The organism is Streptomyces sp. NPDC050433, from assembly GCF_044458565.1.
Classification (GTDB): Bacteria; Actinomycetota; Actinomycetes; order Streptomycetales; family Streptomycetaceae; genus Streptomyces.
Genome location: NZ_JBITIB010000010.1, coordinates 70,423 through 94,928 on the forward strand (window position 1 = coordinate 70,423; position 24,506 = coordinate 94,928).

27 protein-coding genes and 1 pseudogene are annotated in these 24,506 nt (G+C 70.1%); 12 read left to right on the forward strand and 16 right to left on the reverse strand.

Features of this window, described 5'->3' with window-relative positions:
• Positions 1 to 123: 123 nt before the first annotated feature.
• The 3 genes from ACIBLA_RS14400 to ACIBLA_RS14410 form a co-directional block, all read right to left on the reverse strand.
• Positions 124 to 1,086 (reverse strand): electron transfer flavoprotein subunit alpha/FixB family protein, encoded by a 963-nt coding sequence (locus ACIBLA_RS14400; protein WP_363245462.1) that lies wholly within the window; start codon positions 1,084 to 1,086, stop codon positions 124 to 126.
• Between the two features lie 73 nt (positions 1,087 to 1,159).
• Entirely contained in the window at positions 1,160 to 1,954 is a 795-nt protein-coding gene (locus ACIBLA_RS14405) for an electron transfer flavoprotein subunit beta/FixA family protein (protein ID WP_399198707.1), read from the reverse strand.
• A 212-nt stretch (positions 1,955 to 2,166) separates the two neighbouring features.
• Positions 2,167 to 2,535, reverse strand: a complete 369-nt coding sequence (locus tag ACIBLA_RS14410) for a TlpA family protein disulfide reductase (RefSeq protein WP_399198708.1) — start codon at positions 2,533 to 2,535, stop codon at positions 2,167 to 2,169.
• Positions 2,536 to 2,817: 282 nt separating this feature from the next.
• Between ACIBLA_RS14410 and ACIBLA_RS14415 the strand changes: the two genes are divergently transcribed.
• The gene (locus tag ACIBLA_RS14415; protein WP_363245459.1) at positions 2,818 to 3,540 is read left to right on the forward strand and encodes a lysophospholipid acyltransferase family protein; all 723 of its coding nucleotides are present in this window, start codon (positions 2,818 to 2,820) and stop codon (positions 3,538 to 3,540) included.
• Positions 3,541 to 3,624: 84 nt separating this feature from the next.
• On the opposite strand, the gene ACIBLA_RS14420 is transcribed toward ACIBLA_RS14415, so the two are convergent.
• The 4 genes from ACIBLA_RS14420 to ACIBLA_RS14435 form a co-directional block, all read right to left on the reverse strand.
• The gene (locus tag ACIBLA_RS14420; RefSeq protein WP_399198709.1) at positions 3,625 to 4,317 is read right to left on the reverse strand and encodes a B3/4 domain-containing protein; all 693 of its coding nucleotides are present in this window, start codon (positions 4,315 to 4,317) and stop codon (positions 3,625 to 3,627) included.
• Between the two features lie 109 nt (positions 4,318 to 4,426).
• The gene (locus ACIBLA_RS14425) at positions 4,427 to 5,497 is read right to left on the reverse strand and encodes a threonine aldolase family protein (RefSeq protein ID WP_399198710.1); all 1,071 of its coding nucleotides are present in this window, start codon (positions 5,495 to 5,497) and stop codon (positions 4,427 to 4,429) included.
• On the reverse strand, positions 5,494 to 6,255 hold the full coding sequence (locus ACIBLA_RS14430) for an SDR family NAD(P)-dependent oxidoreductase (protein WP_399198711.1): 762 nt from the start codon (positions 6,253 to 6,255) through the stop codon (positions 5,494 to 5,496). The genes ACIBLA_RS14425 and ACIBLA_RS14430 overlap by 4 nt, the downstream gene beginning before the upstream one ends.
• 50 nt (positions 6,256 to 6,305) lie before the next feature.
• On the reverse strand, positions 6,306 to 7,685 hold the full coding sequence (locus ACIBLA_RS14435) for a DUF6421 family protein (RefSeq protein WP_399198712.1): 1,380 nt from the start codon (positions 7,683 to 7,685) through the stop codon (positions 6,306 to 6,308).
• Positions 7,686 to 7,947: 262 nt separating this feature from the next.
• Between ACIBLA_RS14435 and ACIBLA_RS14440 the strand changes: the two genes are divergently transcribed.
• The gene (locus ACIBLA_RS14440) at positions 7,948 to 8,631 is read left to right on the forward strand and encodes a glycerophosphodiester phosphodiesterase family protein (protein ID WP_363245454.1); all 684 of its coding nucleotides are present in this window, start codon (positions 7,948 to 7,950) and stop codon (positions 8,629 to 8,631) included.
• Positions 8,632 to 8,647: 16 nt separating this feature from the next.
• On the opposite strand, the gene ACIBLA_RS14445 is transcribed toward ACIBLA_RS14440, so the two are convergent.
• Entirely contained in the window at positions 8,648 to 9,199 is a 552-nt protein-coding gene (locus ACIBLA_RS14445; protein ID WP_399198713.1) for a GNAT family N-acetyltransferase, read from the reverse strand.
• A 107-nt stretch (positions 9,200 to 9,306) separates the two neighbouring features.
• Positions 9,307 to 9,672: a hypothetical protein gene (locus ACIBLA_RS14450; protein WP_363245452.1), complete on the reverse strand. Its 366-nt coding sequence runs from the start codon at positions 9,670 to 9,672 to the stop codon at positions 9,307 to 9,309.
• Here ACIBLA_RS14450 and ACIBLA_RS14455 point away from each other — a divergent pair.
• The 8 genes from ACIBLA_RS14455 (at position 9,664) to ACIBLA_RS14490 (ending at position 16,748) form a co-directional block, all read left to right on the forward strand.
• Entirely contained in the window at positions 9,664 to 9,819 is a 156-nt protein-coding gene (locus tag ACIBLA_RS14455; RefSeq protein WP_399198714.1) for a hypothetical protein, read from the forward strand. The genes ACIBLA_RS14450 and ACIBLA_RS14455 overlap by 9 nt on opposite strands.
• Positions 9,816 to 10,520: a ThuA domain-containing protein gene (locus ACIBLA_RS14460; protein ID WP_363245450.1), complete on the forward strand. Its 705-nt coding sequence runs from the start codon at positions 9,816 to 9,818 to the stop codon at positions 10,518 to 10,520. Before ACIBLA_RS14455 ends, ACIBLA_RS14460 begins: the two co-directional genes overlap by 4 nt.
• Positions 10,505 to 11,584: a Gfo/Idh/MocA family protein gene (locus tag ACIBLA_RS14465; protein ID WP_399198715.1), complete on the forward strand. Its 1,080-nt coding sequence runs from the start codon at positions 10,505 to 10,507 to the stop codon at positions 11,582 to 11,584. Before ACIBLA_RS14460 ends, ACIBLA_RS14465 begins: the two co-directional genes overlap by 16 nt.
• 269 nt (positions 11,585 to 11,853) lie before the next feature.
• Positions 11,854 to 12,570 (forward strand): DUF5134 domain-containing protein, encoded by a 717-nt coding sequence (locus tag ACIBLA_RS14470; protein WP_399198716.1) that lies wholly within the window; start codon positions 11,854 to 11,856, stop codon positions 12,568 to 12,570.
• 89 nt (positions 12,571 to 12,659) lie between these two features.
• Positions 12,660 to 13,595 carry a M56 family metallopeptidase gene (locus tag ACIBLA_RS14475; RefSeq protein ID WP_399198717.1) on the forward strand — a complete coding sequence of 312 codons (936 nt, stop codon included), beginning with the start codon at positions 12,660 to 12,662 and terminating at the stop codon, positions 13,593 to 13,595.
• An 87-nt stretch (positions 13,596 to 13,682) separates the two neighbouring features.
• The gene (locus ACIBLA_RS14480; protein WP_399198718.1) at positions 13,683 to 14,387 is read left to right on the forward strand and encodes a phosphatase PAP2 family protein; all 705 of its coding nucleotides are present in this window, start codon (positions 13,683 to 13,685) and stop codon (positions 14,385 to 14,387) included.
• Positions 14,388 to 14,406: 19 nt separating this feature from the next.
• The gene (locus tag ACIBLA_RS14485; RefSeq protein ID WP_363245444.1) at positions 14,407 to 15,102 is read left to right on the forward strand and encodes an HAD-IA family hydrolase; all 696 of its coding nucleotides are present in this window, start codon (positions 14,407 to 14,409) and stop codon (positions 15,100 to 15,102) included.
• 287 nt (positions 15,103 to 15,389) lie between these two features.
• Positions 15,390 to 16,748, forward strand: a complete 1,359-nt coding sequence (locus ACIBLA_RS14490; protein WP_399198719.1) for a M14 family metallopeptidase — start codon at positions 15,390 to 15,392, stop codon at positions 16,746 to 16,748.
• Positions 16,749 to 16,827: 79 nt separating this feature from the next.
• Here the strand turns inward: ACIBLA_RS14490 and asnB are convergent, their stop codons facing one another.
• The 3 genes and pseudogenes from asnB to ACIBLA_RS14505 all read right to left on the reverse strand — a co-directional run bounded on the left by asnB (position 16,828) and on the right by ACIBLA_RS14505 (position 20,749).
• The gene (asnB, locus tag ACIBLA_RS14495) at positions 16,828 to 18,663 is read right to left on the reverse strand and encodes an asparagine synthase (glutamine-hydrolyzing) (protein ID WP_399198720.1); all 1,836 of its coding nucleotides are present in this window, start codon (positions 18,661 to 18,663) and stop codon (positions 16,828 to 16,830) included.
• 415 nt (positions 18,664 to 19,078) lie between these two features.
• Positions 19,079 to 19,916: pseudogene (locus ACIBLA_RS14500) on the reverse strand (IS5 family transposase).
• 443 nt (positions 19,917 to 20,359) lie between these two features.
• Positions 20,360 to 20,749 (reverse strand): MerR family transcriptional regulator, encoded by a 390-nt coding sequence (locus ACIBLA_RS14505; protein WP_399198721.1) that lies wholly within the window; start codon positions 20,747 to 20,749, stop codon positions 20,360 to 20,362.
• Between the two features lie 122 nt (positions 20,750 to 20,871).
• Here ACIBLA_RS14505 and ACIBLA_RS14510 point away from each other — a divergent pair, with 122 nt between their 5' ends.
• Positions 20,872 to 21,285 (forward strand): nuclear transport factor 2 family protein, encoded by a 414-nt coding sequence (locus ACIBLA_RS14510; protein ID WP_399198722.1) that lies wholly within the window; start codon positions 20,872 to 20,874, stop codon positions 21,283 to 21,285.
• 45 nt (positions 21,286 to 21,330) lie between these two features.
• On the opposite strand, the gene ACIBLA_RS14515 is transcribed toward ACIBLA_RS14510, so the two are convergent.
• Positions 21,331 to 21,711 carry a winged helix-turn-helix transcriptional regulator gene (locus tag ACIBLA_RS14515; RefSeq protein ID WP_399198723.1) on the reverse strand — a complete coding sequence of 127 codons (381 nt, stop codon included), beginning with the start codon at positions 21,709 to 21,711 and terminating at the stop codon, positions 21,331 to 21,333.
• A gap of 173 nt (positions 21,712 to 21,884) precedes the next feature.
• Between ACIBLA_RS14515 and ACIBLA_RS14520 the strand changes: the two genes are divergently transcribed.
• The gene (locus ACIBLA_RS14520; protein ID WP_399198724.1) at positions 21,885 to 22,847 is read left to right on the forward strand and encodes an NADP-dependent oxidoreductase; all 963 of its coding nucleotides are present in this window, start codon (positions 21,885 to 21,887) and stop codon (positions 22,845 to 22,847) included.
• Positions 22,848 to 22,989: 142 nt separating this feature from the next.
• Here ACIBLA_RS14520 and ACIBLA_RS14525 read toward each other — a convergent pair whose 3' ends face one another.
• Genes ACIBLA_RS14525 through ACIBLA_RS14535 form a run of 3 tightly spaced genes read right to left on the reverse strand, consistent with a single transcriptional unit; the run spans position 22,990 to position 24,309 of the window.
• Complete coding sequence (locus tag ACIBLA_RS14525; protein WP_399198848.1) at positions 22,990 to 23,283, reverse strand: alpha/beta hydrolase family protein; 294 nt, start codon at positions 23,281 to 23,283, stop codon at positions 22,990 to 22,992.
• Complete coding sequence (locus ACIBLA_RS14530; protein WP_399198725.1) at positions 23,249 to 23,554, reverse strand: hypothetical protein; 306 nt, start codon at positions 23,552 to 23,554, stop codon at positions 23,249 to 23,251. The genes ACIBLA_RS14525 and ACIBLA_RS14530 overlap by 35 nt, the downstream gene beginning before the upstream one ends.
• On the reverse strand, positions 23,542 to 24,309 hold the full coding sequence (locus ACIBLA_RS14535) for a hypothetical protein (protein ID WP_399198726.1): 768 nt from the start codon (positions 24,307 to 24,309) through the stop codon (positions 23,542 to 23,544). Before ACIBLA_RS14535 ends, ACIBLA_RS14530 begins: the two co-directional genes overlap by 13 nt.
• Positions 24,310 to 24,506 lie beyond the last annotated feature (197 nt).

A 24,506-nucleotide genomic window follows, 5' to 3' on the forward strand; every position in this document is an offset into this window, starting at 1 on the left:
GAAGTTAGCTGTCTGATCCACGCTGCGTCAATGGTCGCCCGGAGCGGGCCGGGAAGCGAGTACGCAGCACGAAGGGGCCGCGCGGCGTGACGCGCCGCGCGGCCCCTTCGCATGCTGCCCGGCTCAGCCCTTGCGTGCCTTGATGGCCTCGGTGAGCTGGGGGACGACCTGGAAGAGGTCGCCGACGACGCCGTAGTCGACGAGGTCGAAGATGGGCGCCTCGGCGTCCTTGTTGACCGCGACGATCGTCTTCGAGGTCTGCATGCCCGCCCGGTGCTGGATCGCGCCCGAGATGCCGGAGGCGATGTACAGCTGCGGGGAGACCGACTTGCCGGTCTGGCCGACCTGGTTGGAGTGCGGGTACCAGCCCGCGTCCACGGCGGCGCGCGAGGCGCCCACGGCCGCGCCGAGGGAGTCGGCGAGCGCCTCGATGATCGCGAAGTTCTCGGCGCCGTTGACGCCGCGCCCGCCCGAGACGACGATCGCGGCCTCGGTCAGCTCCGGCCTGCCGGTGGACTCGCGCGGGGTGCGCGCGACGACCTTGGTGCCGGTGGCGGCCTCGCCGAAGGTCACCGCCAGCTCCTCGACGCTCTCCGCGACGGCGGCCGGCTCGACCGGGGCCGAGTTGGGCTTCACCGTGATCACCGGAGTGCCCTTGGTGATACGGGAGTTGGTGGTGTACGCGGCGGCGAACACCGACTGCGTCGCCACCGGGCCCTTGTCGTCGGCCGTCAGGTCGATCGCGTCGGTGATCAGACCCGAGCCGATGCGCACCGCGAGGCGGCCGGCGATCTCCTTGCCCTCGGCGGACGAGGGGACGAGCACGGCGACCGGGGACACGCTGTCGTATGCGGCCTGGAGCGCGTCGACCTTCGGGACGACGAGGTAGTCGGCGAACTCGGGGGCGTCTGCGGTCAGCACCTTCACCGCGCCGTGCTCCGCCAGCGTGGCGGCGGTGGCGGCGGCGCCCGCGCCGAGCGCGACGGCGACCGGGTCACCGAGACGGCGGGCCAGCGTCAGCAGCTCCAGGGTGGGCTTGCGGACGGCGCCGTCCACATGATCGACATAGACGAGGACTTCAGCCATGGGTTGTGTTCTCCTGCGGATGCGTGTGCGTGAAGGAACCGGGACCGGCTACGGGGGCGGTGTGCCGCACCCGTCAGATGAACTTCTGGCTCACGAGGTACTCGGCCAGCTGGTCGCCGCCCTTGCCCTCGTCGTTGACGATCGTGCCCGCCGTACGGGCCGGGCGCTCCGTGGCCGAGTCGACCGCCGTCCACGCGCCTTCGAGGCCGACGTCCCCGGCCTCGATGTCCAGGTCCCCGAGGTCCAGGGACTCCACCGGCTTCTTCTTCGCCGCCATGATCCCCTTGAACGAGGGGTAGCGGGCCTCGCCCGACTGGTCCGTCACCGACACCACGGCGGGCAGGGAGGCTTCCAGCTGCTCGGTCGCCGCGTCGCCGTCGCGGCGGCCCTTGACGGTGCCGCCCTCGACGGACACCTCGGACAGCAGCGTCACCTGCGGTACGCCCAGGCGCTCGGCGAGCATCGCGGGCAGGACGCCCATCGTGCCGTCCGTGGAGGCCATGCCGCAGACCACCAGGTCGTAGCCGGTCTTCTCGACGGCCTTCGCGAGGACCAGCGAGGTGCCGAGCGCGTCCGTGCCGTGCAGATCGTCGTCCTCGACATGGACCGCCTTGTCCGCACCCATCGACAGCGCCTTGCGCAGGGCGTCCTTCGCGTCCTCGGGGCCGACGGTCAGGACGGTGACCTCCGCGTCGCCGTCGCCGTCGTGGTCGGAGGCGATCTGGAGCGCCTGCTCGACCGCGTACTCGTCCAGCTCCGACAGCAGACCGTCCACATCGTCCCGGTCCAGCGTCAGGTCATCGGCGAAATGCCGGTCGCCCGAGGCGTCGGGCACGTACTTCACACAGACAACGATCCTCAAGCTCACGCCGGCTCTCCTACTGCATCGTCATTTCTGGGCTGCCTTGTTGTTCGCAGCATAGGCGCCTGACGGGGTGTTTTCCGGTCAGGTCGACCCGCACACCGACCATAATATTACTCGCCAGTACATCCACCTCATGCCCCCTGAGCAAGCGCTTGTAACTGTGACCTTCCCAACGCCGCTTCCCAACGCCGCACCGGCCCGCGGCCAGGAGACTCTCAGTCGTCGGGCGTCGCGGCGGAGACGGCCGCACCCAGCGCGGCGATCACGTCCGCCTTACGGGGAGCCCCGGCCGCCCGGCGCACGATCCGGCCGCCCGCGTCGAGGACAAGCACCGTGGGCGTCCTGAGGATGCCGAGGTCGCGCACCAACTCCAGGCGGTCCTCGGCGTCCAGCTCCACATGGGCGACGCCGCCGACCATCGCGGCGACCTCGGCGAGCGTGCGCCTGGTGGCGCGGCAGGGCTGGCAGAACGCGCTGGAGAACTGGACGAGCGTGGCGCGCTCCCCCAACTCCGCGCCCAACTCGGCGGCGCCGAGCCGCCTTTCCCGCTCACTCCCGCGCACCGTCGGTCCCGTCGTCGTCATCCCCCGTGCAGCGTTCGTACGGCCCCGAAGTATTCCGCGGTCCCGCCGGGCCGCCCGGCGCGATGCCGGTCCAGGAGCGCGACGATCGCGACGGCTCGGCCGCTGAGCTGCGGCAAACGCCCTGATCACCCGGTAATGACGTGATGAGAATCTCGCTCCGCGCCGTCGGGAGGACTGGCCACACGCCCTCGTTTGGGGCACGATCTGCCCAATGCCGAAAACCTACGGCTGCGTAGCTTCCGTCGGGAGAACCCTCCCCGGGAACAGAAGGGTCTCCTCCAGATGGCAGAGCTCGTCTACCGGCCGGTCGTCGGCGCCGCCCGCACGATGTTCAGGGCGCTGGACCTCAAGATCGAGACTCAGGGCTCCGAGAACATTCCGCGTACCGGCGGTGCCGTGCTCGTCAGCAACCACATCAGCTATCTGGACTTCATCTTCACCGGGCTCACCGCGCTCCCCCAGAAGCGTCTCGTCCGCTTCATGGCGAAGGACTCCGTCTTCCGGCACAAGGTGTCGGGGCCGCTGATGCGCGGCATGAAGCACATCCCGGTCGACCGCAAACAGGGCGAGAGCGCCTACGCGCACGCGCTCGACTCGCTGCGCTCCGGCGAGATCGTCGGTGTGTTCCCCGAGGCGACCATCTCGCAGTCCTTCACGCTCAAGTCCTTCAAGTCCGGCGCGGCGCGCCTGGCGCAGGAGGCCGGTGTGCCGCTGATCCCGATGGCGCTGTGGGGCACCCAGCGGATCTGGACCAAGGGCCGCCCGCGCAACTTCCGGCGCAGCCACATCCCGGTGACGATGCGGGTCGGCGAGCCGCTGGAGGCGCCCACCGACCAGTACGCGGGGGCCATCACCCGGCGGCTGCGCGAGAGGGTGCAGGAGCTGCTCGAAGCCGCCCAACGCGCCTATCCGGTACGGCCCAAGGACGCGAGCGACACCTGGTGGGTACCGGCGCACCTGGGCGGTACGGCTCCGACACCGGCCGAGGTCCGCGAAGCCGGCTGAGCCTCGCGGCCCCTGCGCACGGCGCCACGGAAACGTCACTGCGGGGCCAGGCGCGCGGTGCCGCCGGGGCCGGTCCGCCGGGCGTCAGCCCGCGGGGTGCACGGTGATTCGCGCGCCGGGGCTCAACTTCTCCAGCCCCTCGGCGAGTTCGGCACCCGCGGCGTCGAGTTCGGCGCGGGTCATCGGGGCCAGGCTCTCCAGCAGGAAGATGGCGTTCACCGACTCCTCCGTGAGCCGGGTGCGCACGCCCTGGCGCCAGTTCCAGCGCCGGCAGGTGACACCTTCGTCGTCGCGCCACACGACTTCGCCCGCGTCTGGGTGCTCGATCACCGTCTCACCGCCCGCGGCCGTGTGGAACGGCTCGTCGCCGGTGGCCCGTACGAGCCGCATGGGGCCCGCGATGTGGTCGGTGTCCTCGCCGCCGACGGGGATCAGATGGGCCACGCTGATCGCGTTGTAGAGGTCGACGAGCAGATTGATCCGGGGCAGACCGCCATCGGCGAGCGCGCGTCTGGCCAGCGCCTCGGCGGAGTTGCGGGTGCGGGACGGCTTGCTGCCGAAGGCCGTGTACGCCGCGCGCCAGGCGGCCATGTGCGGGTCCTCGTGCGGGGCGCGCCCGTCGAGGCGGGCGGCGAGCCGCCGGGCCGCGTCGTCCAGCAGGGCCGAACTCGCCTCGCTGCTGGGGCCGTTGACCAGCCCGTGGGCCTCGACGGCGAGCGGGGTGAAGCCGGGGACGAGGGAGTGCACCTCATCCGACACGGTGAACGTCAGGGTCATCGTCTGCCTTGCCTCGGAACGTACGAAAAGCGGTGCATCACAGCACACCTGGAGGTCTACTGTAATGCACCGCCGCAGCCAGTCCGCCGGAGCGAGGCCCGGTCGCTGGTTACCTGGCCATCTCCTCCTTGAGCGCCTGGACGAACGCGTCGACGTCGTCCTCCGAGGTGTCGAAGGCGCACATCCAGCGCACGTCGCCGGCCGACTCGTCCCAGAAGTAGAAGCGGAACCGCTGCTGAAGGCGCACGCTCACGTCGTGCGGCAGCCGGGCGAACACGGCGTTGGCCTGGACAGGGTGCAGGATCTCGACGCCGTCGACCGTGCGCACACCGTCGGCGAGCCGCTGCGCCATGGCGTTGCTGTGCCGGGCGTTGCGCAGCCACAGGTCGCCGGCCAGCAGCGCCTCCAACTGCACGGAGACGAACCGCGTCTTGGAGCTGAGCTGCATCGAGAGCTTGCGCAGCCGCTTCATCGCGCGGACGGCGTCGGGGTCGATGACGACGACGGCCTCGCCGAAGATCGCGCCGTTCTTCGTGGCGCCGTAACTCAGCACGTCCACACCGACGGTGTTGGTGAAGGTCCGCATCGGTACGTCGAGGGAGGCGGCGGCGTTGGATATCCGGGCCCCGTCGAGATGGACCTTCATGCCCCGCTCATGGGCGTGCTCGCACAGCGCGCGGATCTCGTCCGGGGTGTAGACGGTGCCCAGTTCGGTGTTCTGGGTGATCGACACGACCTGCGGCATGGCGCGGTGCTCGTCCTCGTAACCCCAGGCCTGCCGGTCGACCAGCTCCGGGGTGAGTTTGCCGTCCGGGGTCGGCACGGCCAGCAGTTTGAGCCCGCCGACCCGCTCGGGCGCCCCGCCCTCGTCCACGTTGATGTGCGCGCTCTCGGCGCAGATCACCGCGCCCCAGCGGTCGGTCATCGCCTGGAGCGCGACAACGTTCGCCCCGGTGCCGTTGAAGACCGGGAAGGCCTGCGCGGTGGGGCCGAAGTGGCTGTGCATGACGCGCTGGAGATGGTCGGTGTACTCGTCCTCGCCGTACGCGATCTGGTGGCCGCCGTTGGCGACCGCGAGCGCGGCCAGCACCTCGGGGTGGGCGCCCGCGTAGTTGTCGCTGGCGAAGCCGCGGACGCCGGGGTCGTGGTGCGTACGCGCGGCGGTCGTACGGGACCTCATGACTTGGGGGTCAGCCACAGACGGCTTCCGTTCACTTCACCGGCGGGCCGGTCCCAGACTCCCGCGATGGCCTCCGCCAGCTCTCCGGTGTCCGTGAAGCCCGCGAACTTCGCATTCGGGCGCTCGGCGCGCATCGCGTCGTGCACCAGTGCCTTGACGACCAGGATCGTAGCCGCCGCGCTCGGGCCCTCGTCGCCCCCGGCCTTGCGGAAGTCGTCGCCCAGCGCGAGCGTCCAGGCCTCGGCCGCGGCCTTGGCCGCCGCGTAGGCGGCGTTGCCGGCCGTGGGCTTGCTCGCACCGGCGGCGCTGACCAGCACATAGCGACCGCGGTCGCTGCGCAGCAGGCTGTCGTGGAAGGCGAGGGAGGTGTGCTGGGCGGTGCGGATCAGCAGCTTCTCCAGCAGGTCCCAGTCGGCGAGATCGGTGTCGGCGAAGGTCTTGCCGCCGCGCCAGCCGCCCACCAGGTGGACGAGACCGTCCACCCGGCCCGCGTCCTTCTCGGTCCTGGCCGCCCACGCGCGGGTGGCCTCCGGGTCGAGGAGGTCGACGGTGTCACCCGTGACGGTGGCGCCACTGTGCGCGCGGCGGGTGGCGTCGACGGCCTCGGCCAGGCTCGCCGCGTCCGCGTCGGCGCCGACGACCCTCGCGCCCGCCGAGGCCAGGCGCAGCAGGGTGGCGCGTCCAGCGGGGCCGCCCGCTCCGGCGACCGCGACGACGGCGCCGTCCAGCGCGCCTCCCGCTCCGGTGCTTGTGCTCATGGTCGTCTTCTCCGTCATCCCGGTGTTCACCGTGTCCGAACCGTCGTCGCTCACGCCTGCGCCGTGATGCCCCGAGTGGAGGCGATCACGGTCTTGAGCTTCTTGCCCAGTGCCTCGTAGAACATGCTGAGCGGAAACTCGTCCGGAAGCACGTCGTCGACCAGCTTGCGCGGGGGCAGATCCAGGTCGAGGGCGTCCGGGCCCTTGGCCCAGCGGGATCCGGGGTGGGGGGCCAGATAGGTGGAGACGAGGTCGTAGGCGGCGAACCAGTGGACCAGCTTCGGACGGTCGATGCCCGCCCGGTAGAGGCTCTCGATCTCGCCGAGCAGCCGCTGGGTGACCTCCGGGGCCCTGTCCCAGTCGATACGCAGGGTGTTGTCCGTCCAGCGCACCACGTCGTGCTTGTGGAGGTACGAGAAGAGCAGCTGGCCGCCGAGGCCGTCGTAGTTGCGCTCGCGTGCGCCGGTGACGGGGAAGCGGAACATCCGGTCGAAGAGGACCGCGTACTGCACGTCGCGGCCCTGCGCGACGCCGTCCGCCTGGAGCCGCACGGCCTCCCGGAAGGCGGTGAGGTCGCAGCGCAGCTCCTCCAGGCCGTACATCCAGAACGGCTGCCGCTGCTTGATCATGAAGGGGTCGAACGGCAGGTCGCCATGGCTGTGGGTGCGGTCGTGGATCATGTCCCAGAGCACGAAGGCCTGCTGGCAGCGGTCCTGGTCGCCGACCATCTCGCGGATGTCGTCGGGGAGTTCGACGCCGAGGATGTCGACGGCGGCCTCGGTGACCCGGCGGAATCGGGCCGCCTCGCGGTCGCAGAAGATGCCGCCCCAGCTGAATCGCTCGGGGGCCTGCCGGACGGCGATCGTCTCGGGGAAGAGGACCGCGGAGTTGGTGTCGTACCCCGCGGTGAAGTCCTCGAAGGTGATGCCGCAGAAGAGCGGGTTGTCGTAGCGGGTGCGCTCCAGCTCGGCGAGCCATTCGGGCCAGACCATGCGCAGGACGACCGCTTCGAGATTGCGGTCCGGGTTGCCGTTCTGCGTGTACATGGGGAAGACGACCAGGTGCTGGAGCCGGTCCACGCGGTCGGCCGCGGGCTGGAAGGCGAGCAGCGAGTCCAGGAAGTCGGGTACGCCGAAGGCGCTGTCGGCCCATTTACGGAGGTCCGAGACGAGCGCCGCATGGTAGGCGGCGTCGTGCGGCAGCAGGGGCGACAGCTGCTCGACGGCGGCGGTCACGCGGTCGAGCGTGACCTCGGCGAGGGTGCGCGCGGGCGCGTCGTCGGCGTCGAAATCTATGGAACCGTCCTTCGACTGCCAGGGGCGGATCTCCTCGACGGCGCTCTTCAGCTCCGTCCAGGCGGGGTGTTCGATCACCCGCTGCTCGCCGGCCGTGTGCTCTCCGGGTCGGTCCTGCACAAGAATCTGCGACATGTCACGTCCTCCACGGGAGAAGCTGGCGTCAAAGCACCGTATCGGTCTTCGATTCTCCCGTACAAGGTCGGGCAAGACAAATTATCCTGCCACGCTTCAGGTTTACGGGCGATTTTCCTGCCGTACGCGCCATGGACAACAGGCACCGGCCCGTACGTGTACGAGACGGGCCCAGACAGGCACGGTGGCCGCTAGGCTGCCGCCGTGCCGCGTGGGGCACCAGCGCCGCGCGGGAGCCGCCGACGACGGAAGCGAGTCAGCCTTGACTTTCCTCACCATCGGTCATCGTGGAGTGATGGGTGTCGAACCCGAGAACACCCTGCGCTCCTTCCTGCACGCCGAGCGAGCCGGTATGGACGCCATCGAGCTCGATCTTCATCTGAGCAAGGACGGCGCCCTCGTCGTCATGCACGACGCCGAGCTGGACCGTACGACGGACGGCACGGGCCCGATCGCCGACCGGACGCTCGCCGAGCTGCGGGAGCTGGACGCGGGAGCGGGCGAGCGGGTGCCGGTCTTCGAGGAGGTCCTGGACGCGGTGGGCTCACCGCTCCAGGCGGAGATCAAGGATGTGGCGGCGGCACGCGCGCTGGCCGAGGTCATGCACCGGCGCAAGCTCGTCGGGCGGGTGGAGGTGTCCTCGTTCCACGACGAGGCGGTCGCCGAGATCTCCGCCCTGGTGCCCGGCGTACGGACGGTGCTGATCGCCAGCCGCTGGGACGGCGACATCGTGGACCGGGCCGTCGCGGTGCGCGCGGACTCGCTCGCGCTGAACATCCGGCGCCTGACGCTGGAGGTGGTGGAGCGCGCGCACGCGGCGGGGCTCGGGGTCATCGGGTGGGTGGTGAACACCCCGGACCAGTTGCGGCTGGTGCGGGCGCTCGGCCTGGAAGGCGCGACCACCGACTTCCCGGAGATCCGCCGCACCGGCCGCTTCACGGCCTGACGCCCGGCGGACACGCTCAGCCCAGCGGCTTGACCAGCAGCTCGAACGCCAGGTCGTCGCGCTGCGGGATGCCGAAGCGCTCGTCGCCGTACGGGAACGGGGTCAGCTGTCCCGTACGGCGGTAGCCGCGGCGCTCGTACCAGGCGATCAGGTCCTCGCGCTGGACGATCACGGTCATGTGCATCTCACCGACACCCCAGTCCACGAGGGCACGGCGCTCCGCCTCGGCGATGATGCGCTTGCCGAGACCACCGCCCTGCGCCCCCGGATCGACGGCGAACATACCGAAGTACGCTGCGGGGCCCCGGTGTTCCAGCTGGCAGCAGGCGATCAGCTCACCGTCCGCCTCGACCATCAGGAGCCGGCTGCCCGCTGCCTCGATCACGTCGAGCACACCCTGCTCGTCGGTGCGCCGGCCCTCCAGCAGATCGGCCTCGGAGGTCCAGGACGCGCGGGCGCTCTCGCCGCGGTAGGCGGACTCGATGAGGGCGACGAGCGGCTTGACGTCCTCTGTGGTGGCGTCCCGGTAGGTGAGCTGACCGGGCGCGGGACGCGGGGTGGTGTCCATGGTGCGCGTTCTCCGATTCTCCGCCGCGGACGGGCGGCGCGCCCGAGCCTAACCCCACTTCCCGGCGGCGCGGATCGGCGGGGCGCGAGGAGCCGTGTCCCTGGTCGTCATGCCTCTCTCCCTGCGCTCACCTCGGCACCGTCCGCCTCGGCACCCACGTCGGCACCCGCGTCGCCGCCCGCGTCGAGCGGGGCTCTGCGGTGTTTCGGTGTGAAGCCCAGCAGCCGCGCACAGGCCGAGGTGTCGAACAGCGAGGCGTGGCCGGTCAGTTCGGTGAAGTACGGCACGCCCGGATGGTGTTCTTCGAGGAGTTGGGCCGTCGGCACGGGCGACGACGTGTCGTCCGCGGCGACGTTGAGCACATGACAGCCCGTCAGTTCGGCGTGGAGCGCGTACCGGACGGCCCTGGCGGCGTCCCTGGTGTCGAGCCACCTGCCGTGCTCGACGTCTTGCCCGGTACGGTCGTGGCACACGACGGCGCACTGTCCCCGCACGAGACCTCCGGTCACGGGGTCGGCTTCGACGGGACAGCGGCGCGCGGGCATCCGGTGCCCGAGCCACTGGAACACGACCGCTGGGCCCTGCTGCGCAACACCGACGGGAGCGTGCAACGACCATGACAACCACCGCATCGGGCCCACCGCCCGCCCCCGGCTTCCGTCCGACCCCCGGCTCCCGCCGCGCGCTGGTCGTCCGCGGCGGCTGGGAGGGCCACGAGCCCGTGAAGACGACGGATCTTTTCCTGCCCTTCCTCCAGGAGAAGGGTTACGCGGTCGAGACGGCCGACACCCTGGACGTCTACACCGACGCCACCCTCCTCGCCGCCACCGACCTGGTCGTCCAGTGCTGGACCATGGGTGAGATCAGCGACGAGCAGTGCGCGGGACTCGCCGCGGCGGTACGCGCCGGCACGGGTCTGGCGGGCTGGCACGGCGGCATCGTCGACTCCTTCCGCGGCAGCGTGGGCTACCAACTCCTCACCGGCGGCCAGTTCCTGATGCATCCGCCGGGATTCTCCGACCACACCGTGCGGATCCCGCCGGAGGCGGCGGACCATCCGGTCGTCGCCGGTCTGACCGACTTCGACGTACACACCGAGCGCTACTGGACTGCCACCGATCCGCTGATCGACGTCCTGGCGACCATCGAGTTCGAGGCGGACGAGAACCGGTCCCGGCCGGTCACGATGCCCGCCGTATGGACCAGGAGCTGGGGCGCCGGCCGCGTCTTCGTCTCCACCGTCGGCCACAAGCCGGACGACTTCGACGTGCCCGAGGTGCGGGCGCTGACCGAGAGGGGGCTGCTGTGGGCGAGCCGTTGAGGATCGGCATGGTCGGCGCGGGCAAGATCAGCGGCGCGTATCTGAAGACGTTCGAACGGCTCGACGCCGTCCGGCTCACCGCCGTGACGGACCTCGACGCGGGCCGCGCCGAGGCCGTCGCCGCACAGGTGCCGGGCGTCGCCGTCGCCGGCTCGGTCGCCGAGTTGACCGGGCGTCCCGACGTCGACGCCGTACTGAATCTGACGGTGCCCGCCGTACACGCCGAGGTGGCGCGCGCCGCGCTCGACGCGGGCAAGCATGTGTACGGCGAGAAGCCGCTGGCCATGACCCGCGAGGAGGCCGACTCCCTGCTCGCGACGGCGTCGGACCGGGGGCTGCGGGTCGGCTGCGCCCCCGACACCGTGCTGGGTACGGGCGTGCAGACCGCGCGCGGGGCTGTGGACGACGGCCTGATCGGCACCCCGGTGGCCGCCACCGCGTTCATGACCACGCCCGGACACGAACGCTGGCACCCCGACCCCGAGTTCTACTACCGCCCCGGCGGCGGGCCGCTGCTCGACATGGGCCCGTACTACCTCTCCGCGCTCGTCCATCTGCTCGGGCCCGTCGGCCGGGTCACCGCAGCCGCGTCCCGGTCGCGTCCCGAGCGGACCATCGGCAGCGGACCACGCGCCGGTGAGCGCTTCGACACCGAGGTGGAGACCCATGTCACGGGCCTTCTGGAGCATGCGGGCGGGGCGCTGACGACGCTGGTCATGAGCTTCGACATCCACGCGGCGCGGCTGCCGCGTATCGAAGTGCACGGCACCGAGGGCTCGTTGTCGGTGCCCGACCCCAACGGCTTCGACGGGCCGGTGGAGTTGCACCGGGCGGGCGGCGAGTGGGAACGGCTGCCGGTGTCGGGCGGCTACCGGGACGCGGGGCGCGGCACCGGTCTCGCCGATCTGGCGACCTCGCTCACCGAGGACCGGCCGCACCGGGCTTCGGGCGAACTCGCCCGCCATGTCCTGGACGTGATGCTGACTCTGCTCGACGCGGCGCGCGAGGGTGTCTGGCTGCCGGTGCGCAGCGATTGCGCGAGGCCGGAGGCCGTACGGCCGTAAAGGCTGTCTCGTCGCAAAGCAACCGCGTTCGGACGGCCGCCACAAGGCCCATGCGGAAGCTTTGTCCGGACCAATCGAAAAGACGTGTCAGGCTAATTTCTTTACGTTTTCCGATTCCAGTGGAATGCGAAAAGCACGCACTTTCCCCGTCCTTGATCGCGGACCGTGTCCCCCCGGTGCGCTCCCCCCGTGTCTCCCTGCGCTCGCGTGCGCCTCGAACGACAAGGGCATTTCTCCGTTGACACCGTTTGTGTGGACATCTTTGGAGCATGGCGAGGGGGAGGTGCGCGGTGCACGGACCGGCGGCTGCCGGCTGGCTGGTCGTGGCGCTCTGCGCGGCGGCCGGGACGTACTGCCTGCCGCGGCTGCGCGGCGCGCCGGGCGCGGGGCGCGGTACGGCGGGCGGCGAGGCCCTGATGGGATTCGGGATGGCGGTGATGGCCGTGCCCGCGGCGGTGTTCGCACCGCCGCACTGGGTCTGGCTCATGTACGCGGCGGTGTTCGGGGTCGCCGCGCTGCGCGCGCTGGGCCCGGCCCTCAGGACGTCGCACCATCTGCACCATCTCGTGGGCATGCTGGCCATGGTCTACATGTCGGTGGCGATGGCCCTGCTGCCGGGCGCGGCTCACGGCGCGCACCACACAGGCGGTGCGAGCGGTGCCGGCGCCGCGGGTGGCACACCGCTGGCCACGGGTGTGCTGCTGATCTATTACGCGGGGTACGTGCTGTGGACGGGCGCGCGACTGCTCCCGTTGCAGAGCGTGACCGCGCCGGAGGAGGCCGGTGGCTCGGGGATCGCGGGCACCGGCCGGACGGCCGGAGGGAGCGCGGGCACCGCCGCCGGAACGGTGACGGAAGTGACGGTGACGGACGTGGTGACGGACGTGGTGACGGACGTCGGCGTCCGGAAGGACGGCTCCGAGGTGGCGCTCGCCTGCCGGCTCTCCATGGGCATCGCGATGCTGGCGATGCTGCTCACGCTCTGACGCACGACACCTGTACGCGACCGTGTCCTGCGTCACTTGCCGCCCGCGGCCGACCACGTGAGCGCCACCGCACTCATAAACTGGCGACCATGATGGTCTCCCTCGCGCTGCTGACGCTGGCCGCGCTGGCCGCCGTGGTCGCCCCCCGGCTGCTGGCCCGCGCCGAATGGCCCGAGCGTGAGCCCGTGGTGGCCCTCTGGGTCTGGCAGTGCGTGGTGGCGGCCGTCCTGCTGTGCTTCGCGCTCGCCATGACCTTCAGCGCGGCGGCGGCCTGGCTCGCCGTACGGGGACATGTCTTCGCCCCGGCCCCGAGCCGGGTCGTCGAGGCGTACGCGCTGGGCGCCCACCGCCCCTGGTCGGCGGTGCTCGCCGTGATCCTGGCGGCCGGCGGACTGTGGACGGGCGCGATGCTCACGCGGGAGATCCACCGGGCACACACGCGCCGCAAGCAGCGCCGCAGCGAACTGCTCGTCCGCTCACCCCTGTTGCCCGGCGAGGAGTCCGGCGGCGGCCCGCTGGTCGTCCTGGAGGGCGAGCGTCCCGGCGCCTGGTGGCTGCCGGGCGCCGCACCGCAGCTCGTCATCACCACGGCCGCCCTGCGGCGGCTCAAGGGCCGTCAGCTCGACGCCGTACTGGCCCATGAGCAGGGCCACGCCCGCGCCCGGCACGACTGGCTGCTGCACTGCTCGTCGGCGCTCGCCAACGGTTTCCCGCAGGTGCCGGTCTTCGCGGCGTTCCAGGCCGAGATGCACCGCCTGGTCGAGCTGGCCGCCGACGATGTCGCCTCGCGCCGTTTCGGCCGGCTCACGATCGCGCTCGCCCTGGTCGAACTGAACGAGGACCGTGGGGTGTTCGGCCCCTGCCCGACCCCCGACGCCGAACTGCCGCGCCGGGTCGACCGGTTGCTGACGCCGCTCCCCCGGCTCACGGCGGGCCGCCGGCTGCGCCTGACGGCGGCGGCGGCGCTGGTGCCTGCCGTTCCGCTGATGGTGGCATTCATCCCGGCGCTACGCACGCTGGGTTAGGTCCTGTCCGCCGGACAGGACGTCGGGGTGTCTTGCCTCGCGGGGGCCTTCGTCCGGTCGCGGGCCCTCGTCGTTAGAGTTCAAGGCATGCGCTCCCCCGCGGTCCCCCCGTCCCCGTCGGCGGCCTCGCCGGCACCGCCCACGCCGCCGGGAGCCCTGACACCGGCCCGCGTCGGCGCGGCGCTGGGCGTGGCCTCCGTGGTCCTGCTGGCGCTCGTCGCCGCCAAGTGGGGTCCGCTGTTCTCCCTGGACCGGACCATCTCTGTCGATCTGCACCGGCAGGCGGTGGCCGATCCGGGTCTCACCCACGCGAACCGGATTCTCACCGACTGGGTGTGGGACCCCTGGACGATGCGCCTCCTGACGGCCGTCGCCTTCGTCGTCCTCTGGTTCCGCGGCTCGCGTCTGCTCGCCTGCTGGGTCGCCCTGACGAGTCTGGTGGGCGCCCTCATCTCGCAAGGTGTGAAGGCCGCCGTCGGGCGTCCCCGCCCCAGTTGGCCCGACCCCGTCGACTCGGCGCACTACGCGGCGTTCCCCTCGGGCCACGCGATGATCACCACCGTCACCGTCGGGCTGCTCCTGTGGCTGCTGCGGCGGCACGGTCCGAGCGGCCGGCTGTGGCGTGTCGCGCTGGTGGTGGGGGTGGTGTCGGTGATCGGCTCCGGGTTCAATCGCGTCTGGCTGGGGGTGCACTGGAGTTCGGACGTGGTGGGCGGCTGGCTGTTCGGGGCGTGTCTCGTGGCCCTGTCCGTCGCCACGTACGAAGGACGGGCCTTGTCCCGGTGGCGGTGACCCGGCAAGGATCGGGTCCATGAAGATCAAGGGTGTGCTTTTCGACTTCTCGGGGACTCTGTTCCGCATCGAATCGGCAGGTTCCTGGCTCCGGGCGGTGCTCGACGAGTTGAGCGTTCCCGTACCCCCCGACGAGGTCCGGCGGTACGCGGTGCAGCTCGCCGTCGCGGGGGCCCTGCCCGGCGGACCGACGCCACAGCAGCTGCCGCCGGATCTGGCCGGGCTGTGGGCCACACGTGACGAGAGCGCCGAGCGGCACCGCGCCGCGTACACGGGACTCGCCCGGCAGGTCGCGCTCCCCGACCCCCGGCTGTACGACGCGCTGTACGAGCGCCACCGGACGCCGGACGCCTGGCGGCCGTACGCCGACACGGCGGAGGTGCTCGGCACCCTGAAGCGCGAGGGCATCGGCGTCGGTGTCATCAGCAACATCGGCTGGGACCTGCGTCCGGTCTTCCGGGCGCACGGCCTGGACGACCTCGTGGACGCCTATGTGCTGTCGTACGAGCACGGCGTCCAGAAACCTGACGCGCGGCTGTTCCGCGCGGCCTGTGAGGCCATCGGACAGGATCCGCACGACGTGCTGATGGTCGGGGACGACCGGGAGGCGGACGGCGGCGCTGCCGAACTGGGCTGCGCCGTGCACTTCGTGGACCATCTGCCGGTGGAGGAACGTCCCGCCGGTCTGCGCCCCGTTCTCACCCTCACGCGCTGAGCGGTCGCCCTCCGTCCAGGATCCGCCGGCGCGGCGGACGTTGACCTCACGCGTGGTTGACGTTGGCCGTTACGTCTCGCGGCGGCGGCTCCTGGTGGGGATCGGGGGTGGCCGGGGTGTGTGGGAGCGGTCGAGGCGGATGGCCGAAGTTGGTCACTTGACCGGGCCATGCCATCCCGTCACGATGTGCGCGAACAATCAGGTCCTGTCCGGTGAACAGGACTTGGCCGCCGCCACACACCTGGCGCGGCTGAACCCCCCACACCACTCCCCACCCTGGAGCCAACATGCGACTTCGCATACGCGAGAGCAGATCGAAGGCCGCCACTCTCGCGGTCATACTGGCGCTCGCCGTGGCCGTCCCGTTCACGGCCGAGGCAGCGCCCCCGTCCCCGGCCCCGGCGTCGAAGAGCGCGCCCGTACCGGGAGCCGCCGACGACGAGCGGATCCGGCAGTACGAGATCCCCGGTGCCGCCGGTGTCGCGGCCCGTACCGCGCTCGCCGCCACCGGCGTGTCGGTGGACGAGGCGGGCGAGCGCTCGACCGTCGTCAGCGCCACCGACGCCCAGGCGGAGCGGCTGCGCGCACTCGGCCACCGGCTCGACCTGTTGCCGGCGCCGCCCGCGAGGACGAACGGCAAGGCCGCCGAGCCGTTCGACTTCCCCTCGGCCGACTCGCGTTATCACAACTACGCCGAGATGAACGCCGAGATCAACCAGCGGATCGCCGCCCACCCGAACCTGATCAGCAAGCGCGTCATCGGCAAGAGTTACGAAGGCCGGGACATCATCGCGGTCAAGATCAGCGACAACGTGGCGACGGACGAGAACGAGCCCGAGGTGCTTTTCACGCACCACCAGCACGCCCGCGAGCACCTCACCGTCGAGATGGCGCTGTATCTGATCCGCGAGCTGGGTGACACCTACGGCACCGATTCACGGGTCACCAACGCAGTTAACAACCGCGAGATCTGGATCGTCCCGGACGTCAACCCGGACGGCGGCGAGTACGACATCGCCACCGGCTCCTACCGCAGCTGGCGCAAGAACCGGCAGCCCAACTCCGGTTCCTCGGCCATCGGTACGGACCTCAACCGCAACTGGGCCTTCCAGTGGGGCTGCTGCGGCGGCTCCTCCACCAGCCCGAGCTCCGACACGTACCGCGGTGCGCGGGCCGAGTCGGCGCCGGAGGTCAAGGTGGTCGCGGACTTCGCGCGCAGCCGGGTCGTCGGCGGCGAGCAGCAGCTCAAGGCGGCGATCGACTTCCACACATACAGCGAGCTGGTGCTGTGGCCGTACGGCTACACCTACTCCGACACGGCTCCCGGCATGACGCTCGACGACCGCAACGCCTTCGCCGCAGTCGGCGGGAAGATGGGCGCGAGCAACGGCTACACCGCGGAGCAGGCGAGCGACCTCTACATCACCGACGGGTCGATCGACGACTGGCTGTGGGGCGACCAGAAGATCTTCGCGTACACCTTCGAGATGTATCCGGGCAGCGCCGGCGGTGGCGGCTTCTACCCGCCCGACGAGGTCATCGAGCGCGAGACGAGCCGCAACCGCGACGCGGTCCTGCAACTGCTGGAGAACGCGGACTGCATGTACCGGTCCATCGGCAAGGAGTCGCAGTACTGCGCGGCCTGAGGGGCAACTGAGGGGACGGCCGCGGCCCGCGGATGGGCCGCGGCCGTCGCCCGTCCACCGCGGGGCCCACCGTGCCCTCTCAGAAATCCAGTGTGATCCGGTAGGCACCGAGCCAGTTGTTGAGGTCGAGGACGAGTTCACTTCCGTTACGCAGATCGGATCCGGACGCCTCGCCGGTCAGCCGGTCGGCGGCGGACAGATCGAGGAGAGGCCGGACCGGGGCTTGCGGGTCGGCGAGCAGTTCCTTCATCTCCTGGCGCAGGGAGTCGGTGTAGCGCGAGTCCTGCGTGGAGGGGTACGGACTCTTGACGCGGCGGGAGATGGAGGCGGGCAGGATGTCGCCGGCCGCCGCTCGCAGCAGTGACTTCTCGCGGCCGTCGAAGGTCTTCATGGCCCACGGCGCGTTGAAGACGTACTGGACGAGCCGGTGGTCGCAGAAAGGTACGCGGACCTCCAGCCCGGTGGCCATGCTGGCCCGGTCCTTGCGGTCCAGGGCGATCTGCAGGCACCGGGTCAGATGCAGATGGCTGATCTCCCGCATCCGCCGCTCGGTGCCGGTCTCGCCGCGCAGGGCGGGTACTTGAGCCAGTGCTTCGCGGTACCGGGCCTCCTGGTATCCGGGAAGGTCGATCGCCCGGAGCAGCGAGGGCGCGAGCAGGCTCTGGCGCTCGTCGAGAGCGGCGCGCAGGGCGTGGAGCCACGGGAAAGTGTCGGCGTGGACCGTCTTCTCGTCGTGGAACCAGTGGTAGCCGCCGAACACCTCGTCGGCGCACTCACCGGACAGCGCCACCGTCGACTGTTCGCGAACGGCCTTGAACAGCAGATACAGCGAGGTGTCCATGTCGCCGAAGCCGAAGGGCAGGTCACGCGCCGTCAGGACGCGCTCCCTGTTCGCCGGGTCCAGCAACTGCGCGGTGTCGAGGGTGATGTCGCGATGGTCGGATCCCACGTGCGCGGCCAGTTCGCGGGCGTACGGCTGGTCCCGGGTGGCCCGTAGCTCGTCGGGCTGAAAGTCTTCCGCCTGGCCCGCGAACTCCAAGGCGAAGGAGCGCACCGGCCCATGGCCGCCCGCCGCCGACGCCCTGGCGACGAGCGCGGTGATCACCGAGGAGTCCAGACCGCCGGAGAGCAGGGTGCACAGGGGGACATCCGCGACGAGTTGGCGGTCGATGATGTCCTCCAGCAGTTCGCGTACCCGCGCGACCGTCGTGGGGAGATCGTCGGTGTGCTCGTACGACTCCAGGCCCCAGTAGCGGCGTTCGGTGCTGCCCGTACGCCGCACCCGCAGTGTGTGGCCGGGGCGAAGCTCGCGCATGCCGCGGTAGACGGCGTGACCCGGAGTCTTGGTCAGGGCCAGGAGTTCGGCCATACCGTCCGCGTCCACCACCGCGGCGACCCGCGGGTGAGCCAGGATCGCCTTGGGTTCGGAGCCGAAGATGACGCCGTCGCCGGTCGGGTAGTAGTAGAGCGGTTTGATACCCAGACGGTCACGTACCAGAAGCAGTTCCTGCCGGCGCCCGTCCCACAGAGCGAAGGCGTACATGCCGTTCAGCCGCCGTGTGAACTCCTCGCCCCACTGGAGGTAGGCGCGCAGGGCCACCTCCGTGTCGCTGTCGGTGCGGAAGGAGTGTCCCAGCGCGGCCAGTTCGGCCCGTAGTTCTCGGTGGTTGTAGATCTCGCCGCTGTAGGTGGTGACGAGCAGCGTGTTCCCGTCGCTGTCCACGGACATGGGCTGGACGCCACCGGCGATGTCGGTCACCGCCAGTCGGCGGTGACCGAGAGCGGCGTGGGTGTCCAGCCATACCCCCTCGTCATCGGGCCCCCGGCAGGCCATGGTCTCGGTCATCGCCGCCACGGTGCCGCGTTCGCGGCTCAGGTCGCGGTCGTAGGAGATCCATCCGGTGATTCCGCACATGAGGTTGCTCCCCCTCGCTTGAGGGCTGCGTGCAGGGCGAAGCGGCAAGCGCCACTGTCCTGTGTGGCCGCCCGGTCGTGAGCACATCGACCATGGAGTGCTCAGCTCAGGCGATTGTCCCCCCGTCCATCCCGGCGGCGGGGAGCACACGCGGACAGCCGGCACCCGGAACCTGATCGCGACCGCGGTGTGCGAGCCGACGGCCGTGAGCCACCCGCCGCGCGTTCAACATCTGCACGCCTGGGGGCAGTTTGGCGTGTTAGAAGTTGTTGTCTTTTCGATCTTGAGCGGTGTCTGTCGAACGGGGGTCTCGATCGGGTGGTCGCGGGGAGTTCGGCGCATACGAGCAGGGCCTCCTGAACAGCTCGTTGGTGTCTAAGAGGGCGTTTGATCTAGGTGGATTGCCCTTTATCTCCTAGTAAGTTCCTCGCCAGGTGGGTGTCGTCTCGTCCGTTATGCGCTTGGTGAGGTTGTCGATCGAGGCGACGTGGATCATGGCCTCGGAGCTGGTGGGCAGGGTCTCGTAGTCTCGGGCGAGGCGCCAGTGCAGCATGATCCAACCAATACTTCGTTCGACAACCCAGCGCCTTTTGACAACGTGGAAGGCGCGAACTCCTGGGTTTCTGTTGACGACTTCGACGTCGATTCCGAATTTGGGGCCGTGCTCGATGACGGCGTTCTTGAAGCCGGTGTCGACCCAGCTCTTGGATATGGTCGGGTAGGTCTTCTTGGCCTGGCCGAGGAGCTGGATTCCGACGGCGTTCTCGGACAGGCTCGCGGTGGTGACAGTCACGGCGAGGATGAGTCCGATCGTGCCGGCGAGGATGCCCCGTTTCCTGCCGACGATCTTCTTGGCGGCGTCGGTTCCTTGGCTGGTCAGGGGCACGTTGGTGGAGGTCTTCACGCTCTGGGCGTCGATCACGGAAGCGGTCGGTTCGGGCTTGCGTCCTTCTTTCACGCGGGCCAGCCGGTCAGGTCGTAGTTGAGCTGGGTGAGGATTCCCTCGTCGCGCCAGGCGGCGTAGTAGGCATAGACAGTGCCGTGGTTGGGGAAGTCGTGCGGGAGGTATTTCCAGGGGATTCCGGTGCGGTTGATGTAGAGGAGTGCGTTGAATACGTCGCGCAGGTCGATCTTGGCCGGCTGCCCGGTGGGCCTGCGGTCGAGCCGGGCCTTTCTCCAGGCCGTCAACGTCGGCTCGATTAAGGCCCATCGGGCGTCGGACAGGTCGCTGGGTACGGCTTCCGCTGGCTCAACGCCGTAGCGTGATCATGGATGCGGGCGGACGGTGCCGTTCCGCTGCTGCTGCTGGGCGTTTCTGCCCGATCTTCAAGCTAGACGGACTTCGCGCACGAAAGCCGGAGCAAACGGGCGGCCAAGTTCGCTGGTCGATGAGCGCGAGGGTGCACGTATGGGGCAAACATCTCAAGCCTGACAGCCATGAAAGTTACTTACCGCCATAGAGCATCTCTAAATGCCCTCCCAGACGGGTGTTGGATCGAGGCTGTCACCATCCGTCCGGGTACCAACGCATTGGCCGTCGGCGTTGCCTGCGGCGGTGAAATCGACGTCCGGACGCAGCGGATCTACCACAGCGCAGGCTCGCGCACTGTTGCCTGCGGACACTGATCTTCGGTGCCGTCGGCTCTGCCGATGCTCTCAGACATGAACAGCGGGTCGACGATGCGGGCGATCACGACTACCTTGCCCTGCCCGTACCCTCAGGCAGGTAGGGACAGTAAGGGTGTCCCGACTGCGCCGCCTCGCTGATCATGTCGCCGAGACGATCCCTCACGGCTTGCAGTTCGGCCATCTGCCGGTCGACACGGTCACGCTCGGCCGCCAGGAGGTCGAGCAGGTCCGGAGTCGCCTTGCGCGCGTCGGCACACGGCAGCACCTCGCGGATGGCTCGGCTGGACAGTCCGGCGGCGTAGAACTGCTGGATGAGCCTGACCCGTTGCACAGTGCCATCGGCGTACTGCCGCTGCCCGCCGGGAGTGCGGGTCGAGTCGAGCAGTTGCTGCTCCTCGTAGTAGCGCAGCATCCGGGTGCTCACCCCTGCCTCGGCTGCCACTTCTCCGATCCGCACCAGGCCTCCTCTTTCGGGCTTCCTACCGGACTTGCACTTCACACCGGTGTCAAGTTCTAGCCTAGCGAACGCCCGGCACCAGCCGGCATCCCCGAAGCCTTGCGTCCCAAAGGAACATTGCCGTGAGCACTGTGTTGTCCATTGCCGACCGCAACCGCGAACTGGTTCGCGCCATCTACGAAATCGCCGACCGCGGCGCTTTGGATGAACTCGGCTCGTACTTCTCTGAGGGCTACACCGTCAGCCAGCCCGACGGATCCCCGGTGCCCGGTGAGTGGAGCGGGTCCGAGGCCGATGCGGCATTGGGGAAGCTGTTCAAGATCTGCGGCATCCAGAAGGTCACCGTCCGCGAGATCCTCGCCGACGGCCCCCACCGCGTGGTCGGCCTGGTCGATGCCGAGGGTGTGGCCCAGGACGGATCGGCCTGGACCACACCGGTCGCCGAAGTGTTCTGGATCGAGGACGGCAAGATCACCAACGTGCGCCCCTTCTACTGGGATCTCGTTGAGCTTCGCCGAGCAGCCGGCATCGTCTGAACCGTTGTCCGCGCCGGATCATGGAGCACACGGCGTCGGACGGTGTCAGGTGTCGGCCTCGCCGTCGTAGCGAACACGGGCCGTTCCGATGGTGTCGGCGTGATCGTCGGCCCACGCGGCGAGGGCGTACACGACACGCTCCAGATCCTCGCCGACCTCGGTGAGTGCGTACTCGACGGCCGGGGGCGTCGAAGGGAAGACCGTGCGCGACACGATGCCGTCCCGTTCCAGCGTCCTGAGGGTGGAAGTCAGCTGCCGCTGCGTGATGCCGGTTACGTCGCGCCGCGATTCGTTGAACCGACGAGGCCGCTGCCCGAGCGAGCAAATGATGGCCACGCTCCACTTGTCGCCGATCCGGGCCAGGATGCCGCGCACGAGCGCCACCTGCTCGTCATCACTCCAGTGCTCCGGAACGGGCTGCCCCAAAGCGGTTTCCGGGGAGTGGGGGGCGTGGCCTTCTTGCCGGGACCTTGCTGCCGCGTATCCGATTCGCCAGTCACGAAAGTAGTATCTCTCATATACCTACATGCTGACTGGGTACCTGACCGTGGGTTCGCAGCCCCGTTCGTGCACAGCTGGACAGACCTGATGGGAGCGGTATGAAGGCAATCGTGGTCACGGAATTCGGTGGTCCGGAGACTTTGCGGTTGATGGAAGTCCCGGATCCGCATGCGGGCCCCGGCCAGATCCGCGTGCGCGTGCATGCCGCAACGGTGAACCCGTCCGACGCCGTGGTCCGCAGGGGAGAAGCGGCGGCACTGTTCGACGGCCGTCTCGTCCCGCCGTTCCGGCCCGGAAACGAGGCCGCAGGCGTGGTCGACGAGATCGGGCCCGCCACCGAAACCGATCTGAAGATCGGCGACCGAGTGATGGCGTTCGTCGTGCCGTACATGCCTTCCGGGGGCGCCTACGCACAGCATCTCGTCCTGGACCCGCGGCAGGTCGCCCTCGCGCCGGTCGGCAGCAGCCACGCCGAAGCCGCCACCATCCCGTGCAACGGGCTGACCGTACAGCAAGCCATGGATCTCCTCTCGCCGACGGCCGGGGACTGGATGGCCGTCATCGGCGCCGCCGGAGCAGTGGGCGGGTACACCATTCAGCTGGCCAAGGCCGCCGGCCTGCGCGTGGTGGCCGACACGGCTCCCGCCGACGAGGGGCTGGTCCGGTCCCTGGGAGCCGATCGCATCGTCGCCCGCGGACCGGGCGTGGCCGACCGCATCCTCGAAGCCGTTCCCGGCGGCGTCGACAGCCTCATGGACTGGGCGCTCCTGGGACGAGAAATCCTTCCGGCTGTCCGCCCGGGCGGACAGCTCGTGATGGGCCGCAGGGCCGACATGCCAGGCGTCGCCCCCTTGGGCGAACACCCGGACATCACCCTCCACGAGGTCTACGTGCCGGTATACGTCTACGAGCAGGGCAAGCTCGACGCCCTCCGCACGCACGCCGAGAGGGGAGAGCTCACGATGAGGATCGCTGCGGAATATCCCGCCGCCCAGGCTCCCGAAGCACACCGCCGCCTGGAAGCGGGCGGCGTCCGCGGTCGTCTTGTTCTCATCTTCTGACCAGCACGGAGGGCGCTCCGGCGAAGAAGTTCCCCCGCCCGGTGCGCGCCCGAGCCTGACGTCGCGGCCACACTCCGGACACCCGGACACAGCGCTCCTGGTCCTACTCGGCGGCGCCACTGGTCAAGCCGAAGTGACCGAGTCAGCCCCCGTTGGCGAGCTGGGTCGCCAGGAAGGCGACCGATGTCTCGATCAGCGCGGGTACGTCCGCTGATCCGAGGAAGATGTGATCGGCGCCGTCGACAAGGAGCAGTTCCGACATCAAGCCGGCCTTCGTCAGGGCGTCGTGCAGGACTTCGGTGTGCGTGGCGGGTACGACGTTGTCCCGCGTGCCGTGGATCAGTAGGAACGGCGGCGCGTCGGCGATGACGTAGGTGATGGGGCTCGCGGCCTGCTTGGCTTCACGAGCGTGGCTTCCGAGAAACGTACCGACGATGTCGAACTGGGCCGACGACCTGGCCGGCGGTGAGCACCGGGGGGTCCTCGTCGCCGGCGGCGGGGGTGGAGAGGCTGCACACGGCGGCGGCCAGCGGCTCGCCGGCCAGGGCGACCAGCTGACCCAGAACCCCGTCCGGGCATCCGACGAGCGCCGGGGAGCCGACCGCCGCGACGGGCTGTACGCCCGGCTTCCACGGAAGACGCAGCGCGAGGTCCCCCGGCCACAGGCCGCCGGCCAGCAGGCGGGCGTCGCTGCTCAGGTCGAACACGGTCTCAGCTGTGGCCGGGGAGTCGAGCAGGAGCAGCGGCGGCTTGGTATACCGGGGCGCTGCTTGGCACGGAAGACCGCGCTCGTGGCGGCGGGGTCGGCGGCGCGGGCACACAGCATGTACCAGCGGGGCGTGGGCACGGCGACCATCTGCCCGGCGGCCAGGAGCCGGGCCGCGTCGGGGAGTTGGGCGGGGGTGAGGACGTCCACTGTGTTCTCCCCTCTCACACGGTTCCGGGGCGGGCGAGCGCGGCGAGCGCCGGGTACTCCAGCCACGGGTCCGACAGAGCGCGGAGGGCGAGGTCGGGGTGCTGGGCGTGGCTGACGCGGAAGTACGCCATCACCCCTGGGCGTGCGGCTGAGGTTGAGGCCGACCCGGTGCGGGACGAGGTGGTGCATCACGACTACGTCGCCGGGCTCGGCGGTGAGGGCGGTGCCGTCCTGGGCGTTAATGTCGTCGGGGGTCTGGGCCGGCTGCCCCAGGACCCAGTCCGTGGCGAAGTAGTCGGCCATCCGGTGGTGCCGCCGGGCACGTAGTGCAGAGCGCCGGCGTCCGTTCACCGGCTGCTGCACGCCGTCCGGCAGCCGGATCTGGATCTGCACCCGGGTGACCGGGGCGGGCGTCGCGGGCCGCAGCAGGTCTCCGGCCAGCTCCGCCAGGTCGCTTCGCTGGTAGAGGGCGAGGAGGTCGGGGTGTTCTTCCAGCTCGGGGGCGAAGCTGCGTTCGGTGTAGGCGGTCGCTCGTAGTCGCTCCACGTCTCGGATCGGGGCATAGTGGATCTCCTTCCGGAAGGACGGGACAGGGCCGGGGCGGGAAGGTGGGGGCCGCCCCGGCGAAGAGGGAGGAGCGGGTCAGATCACGCCAAGCCTTGAGGGACGTCGATCAGGCCAGTAATCGGATCACATGGCCTGCCGCCGCAGCGTCGAGAGGGACACGCTCTGACCGGATGGCG

Excerpts from the sequence above, each read along its gene's own strand:
- ACIBLA_RS14445 (WP_399198713.1), bottom strand. The coding sequence starts at position 9,199 with ATGGACACCACCCCGCGTCCCGCGCCCGGTCAGCTCACCTACCGGGAC.
- ACIBLA_RS14470 (WP_399198716.1), top strand. The coding sequence starts at position 11,854 with ATGGCGAGGGGGAGGTGCGCGGTGCACGGACCGGCGGCTGCCGGCTGG.
- ACIBLA_RS14435 (WP_399198712.1), bottom strand. The coding sequence starts at position 7,685 with ATGTCGCAGATTCTTGTGCAGGACCGACCCGGAGAGCACACGGCCGGC.
- ACIBLA_RS14425 (WP_399198710.1), bottom strand. The coding sequence starts at position 5,497 with ATGAGGTCCCGTACGACCGCCGCGCGTACGCACCACGACCCCGGCGTC.
- asnB (WP_399198720.1), bottom strand. The coding sequence starts at position 18,663 with ATGTGCGGAATCACCGGATGGATCTCCTACGACCGCGACCTGAGCCGC.
- ACIBLA_RS14400 (WP_363245462.1), bottom strand. The coding sequence starts at position 1,086 with ATGGCTGAAGTCCTCGTCTATGTCGATCATGTGGACGGCGCCGTCCGC.
- ACIBLA_RS14460 (WP_363245450.1), top strand. The coding sequence starts at position 9,816 with ATGACAACCACCGCATCGGGCCCACCGCCCGCCCCCGGCTTCCGTCCG.
- ACIBLA_RS14420 (WP_399198709.1), bottom strand. The coding sequence starts at position 4,317 with ATGACCCTGACGTTCACCGTGTCGGATGAGGTGCACTCCCTCGTCCCC.
- ACIBLA_RS14520 (WP_399198724.1), top strand. The coding sequence starts at position 21,885 with ATGAAGGCAATCGTGGTCACGGAATTCGGTGGTCCGGAGACTTTGCGG.
- ACIBLA_RS14490 (WP_399198719.1), top strand. The coding sequence starts at position 15,390 with ATGCGACTTCGCATACGCGAGAGCAGATCGAAGGCCGCCACTCTCGCG.
- ACIBLA_RS14480 (WP_399198718.1), top strand. The coding sequence starts at position 13,683 with ATGCGCTCCCCCGCGGTCCCCCCGTCCCCGTCGGCGGCCTCGCCGGCA.
- ACIBLA_RS14430 (WP_399198711.1), bottom strand. The coding sequence starts at position 6,255 with ATGAGCACAAGCACCGGAGCGGGAGGCGCGCTGGACGGCGCCGTCGTC.
- ACIBLA_RS14410 (WP_399198708.1), bottom strand. The coding sequence starts at position 2,535 with ATGACGACGACGGGACCGACGGTGCGCGGGAGTGAGCGGGAAAGGCGG.
- ACIBLA_RS14415 (WP_363245459.1), top strand. The coding sequence starts at position 2,818 with ATGGCAGAGCTCGTCTACCGGCCGGTCGTCGGCGCCGCCCGCACGATG.
- ACIBLA_RS14485 (WP_363245444.1), top strand. The coding sequence starts at position 14,407 with ATGAAGATCAAGGGTGTGCTTTTCGACTTCTCGGGGACTCTGTTCCGC.
- ACIBLA_RS14475 (WP_399198717.1), top strand. The coding sequence starts at position 12,660 with ATGATGGTCTCCCTCGCGCTGCTGACGCTGGCCGCGCTGGCCGCCGTG.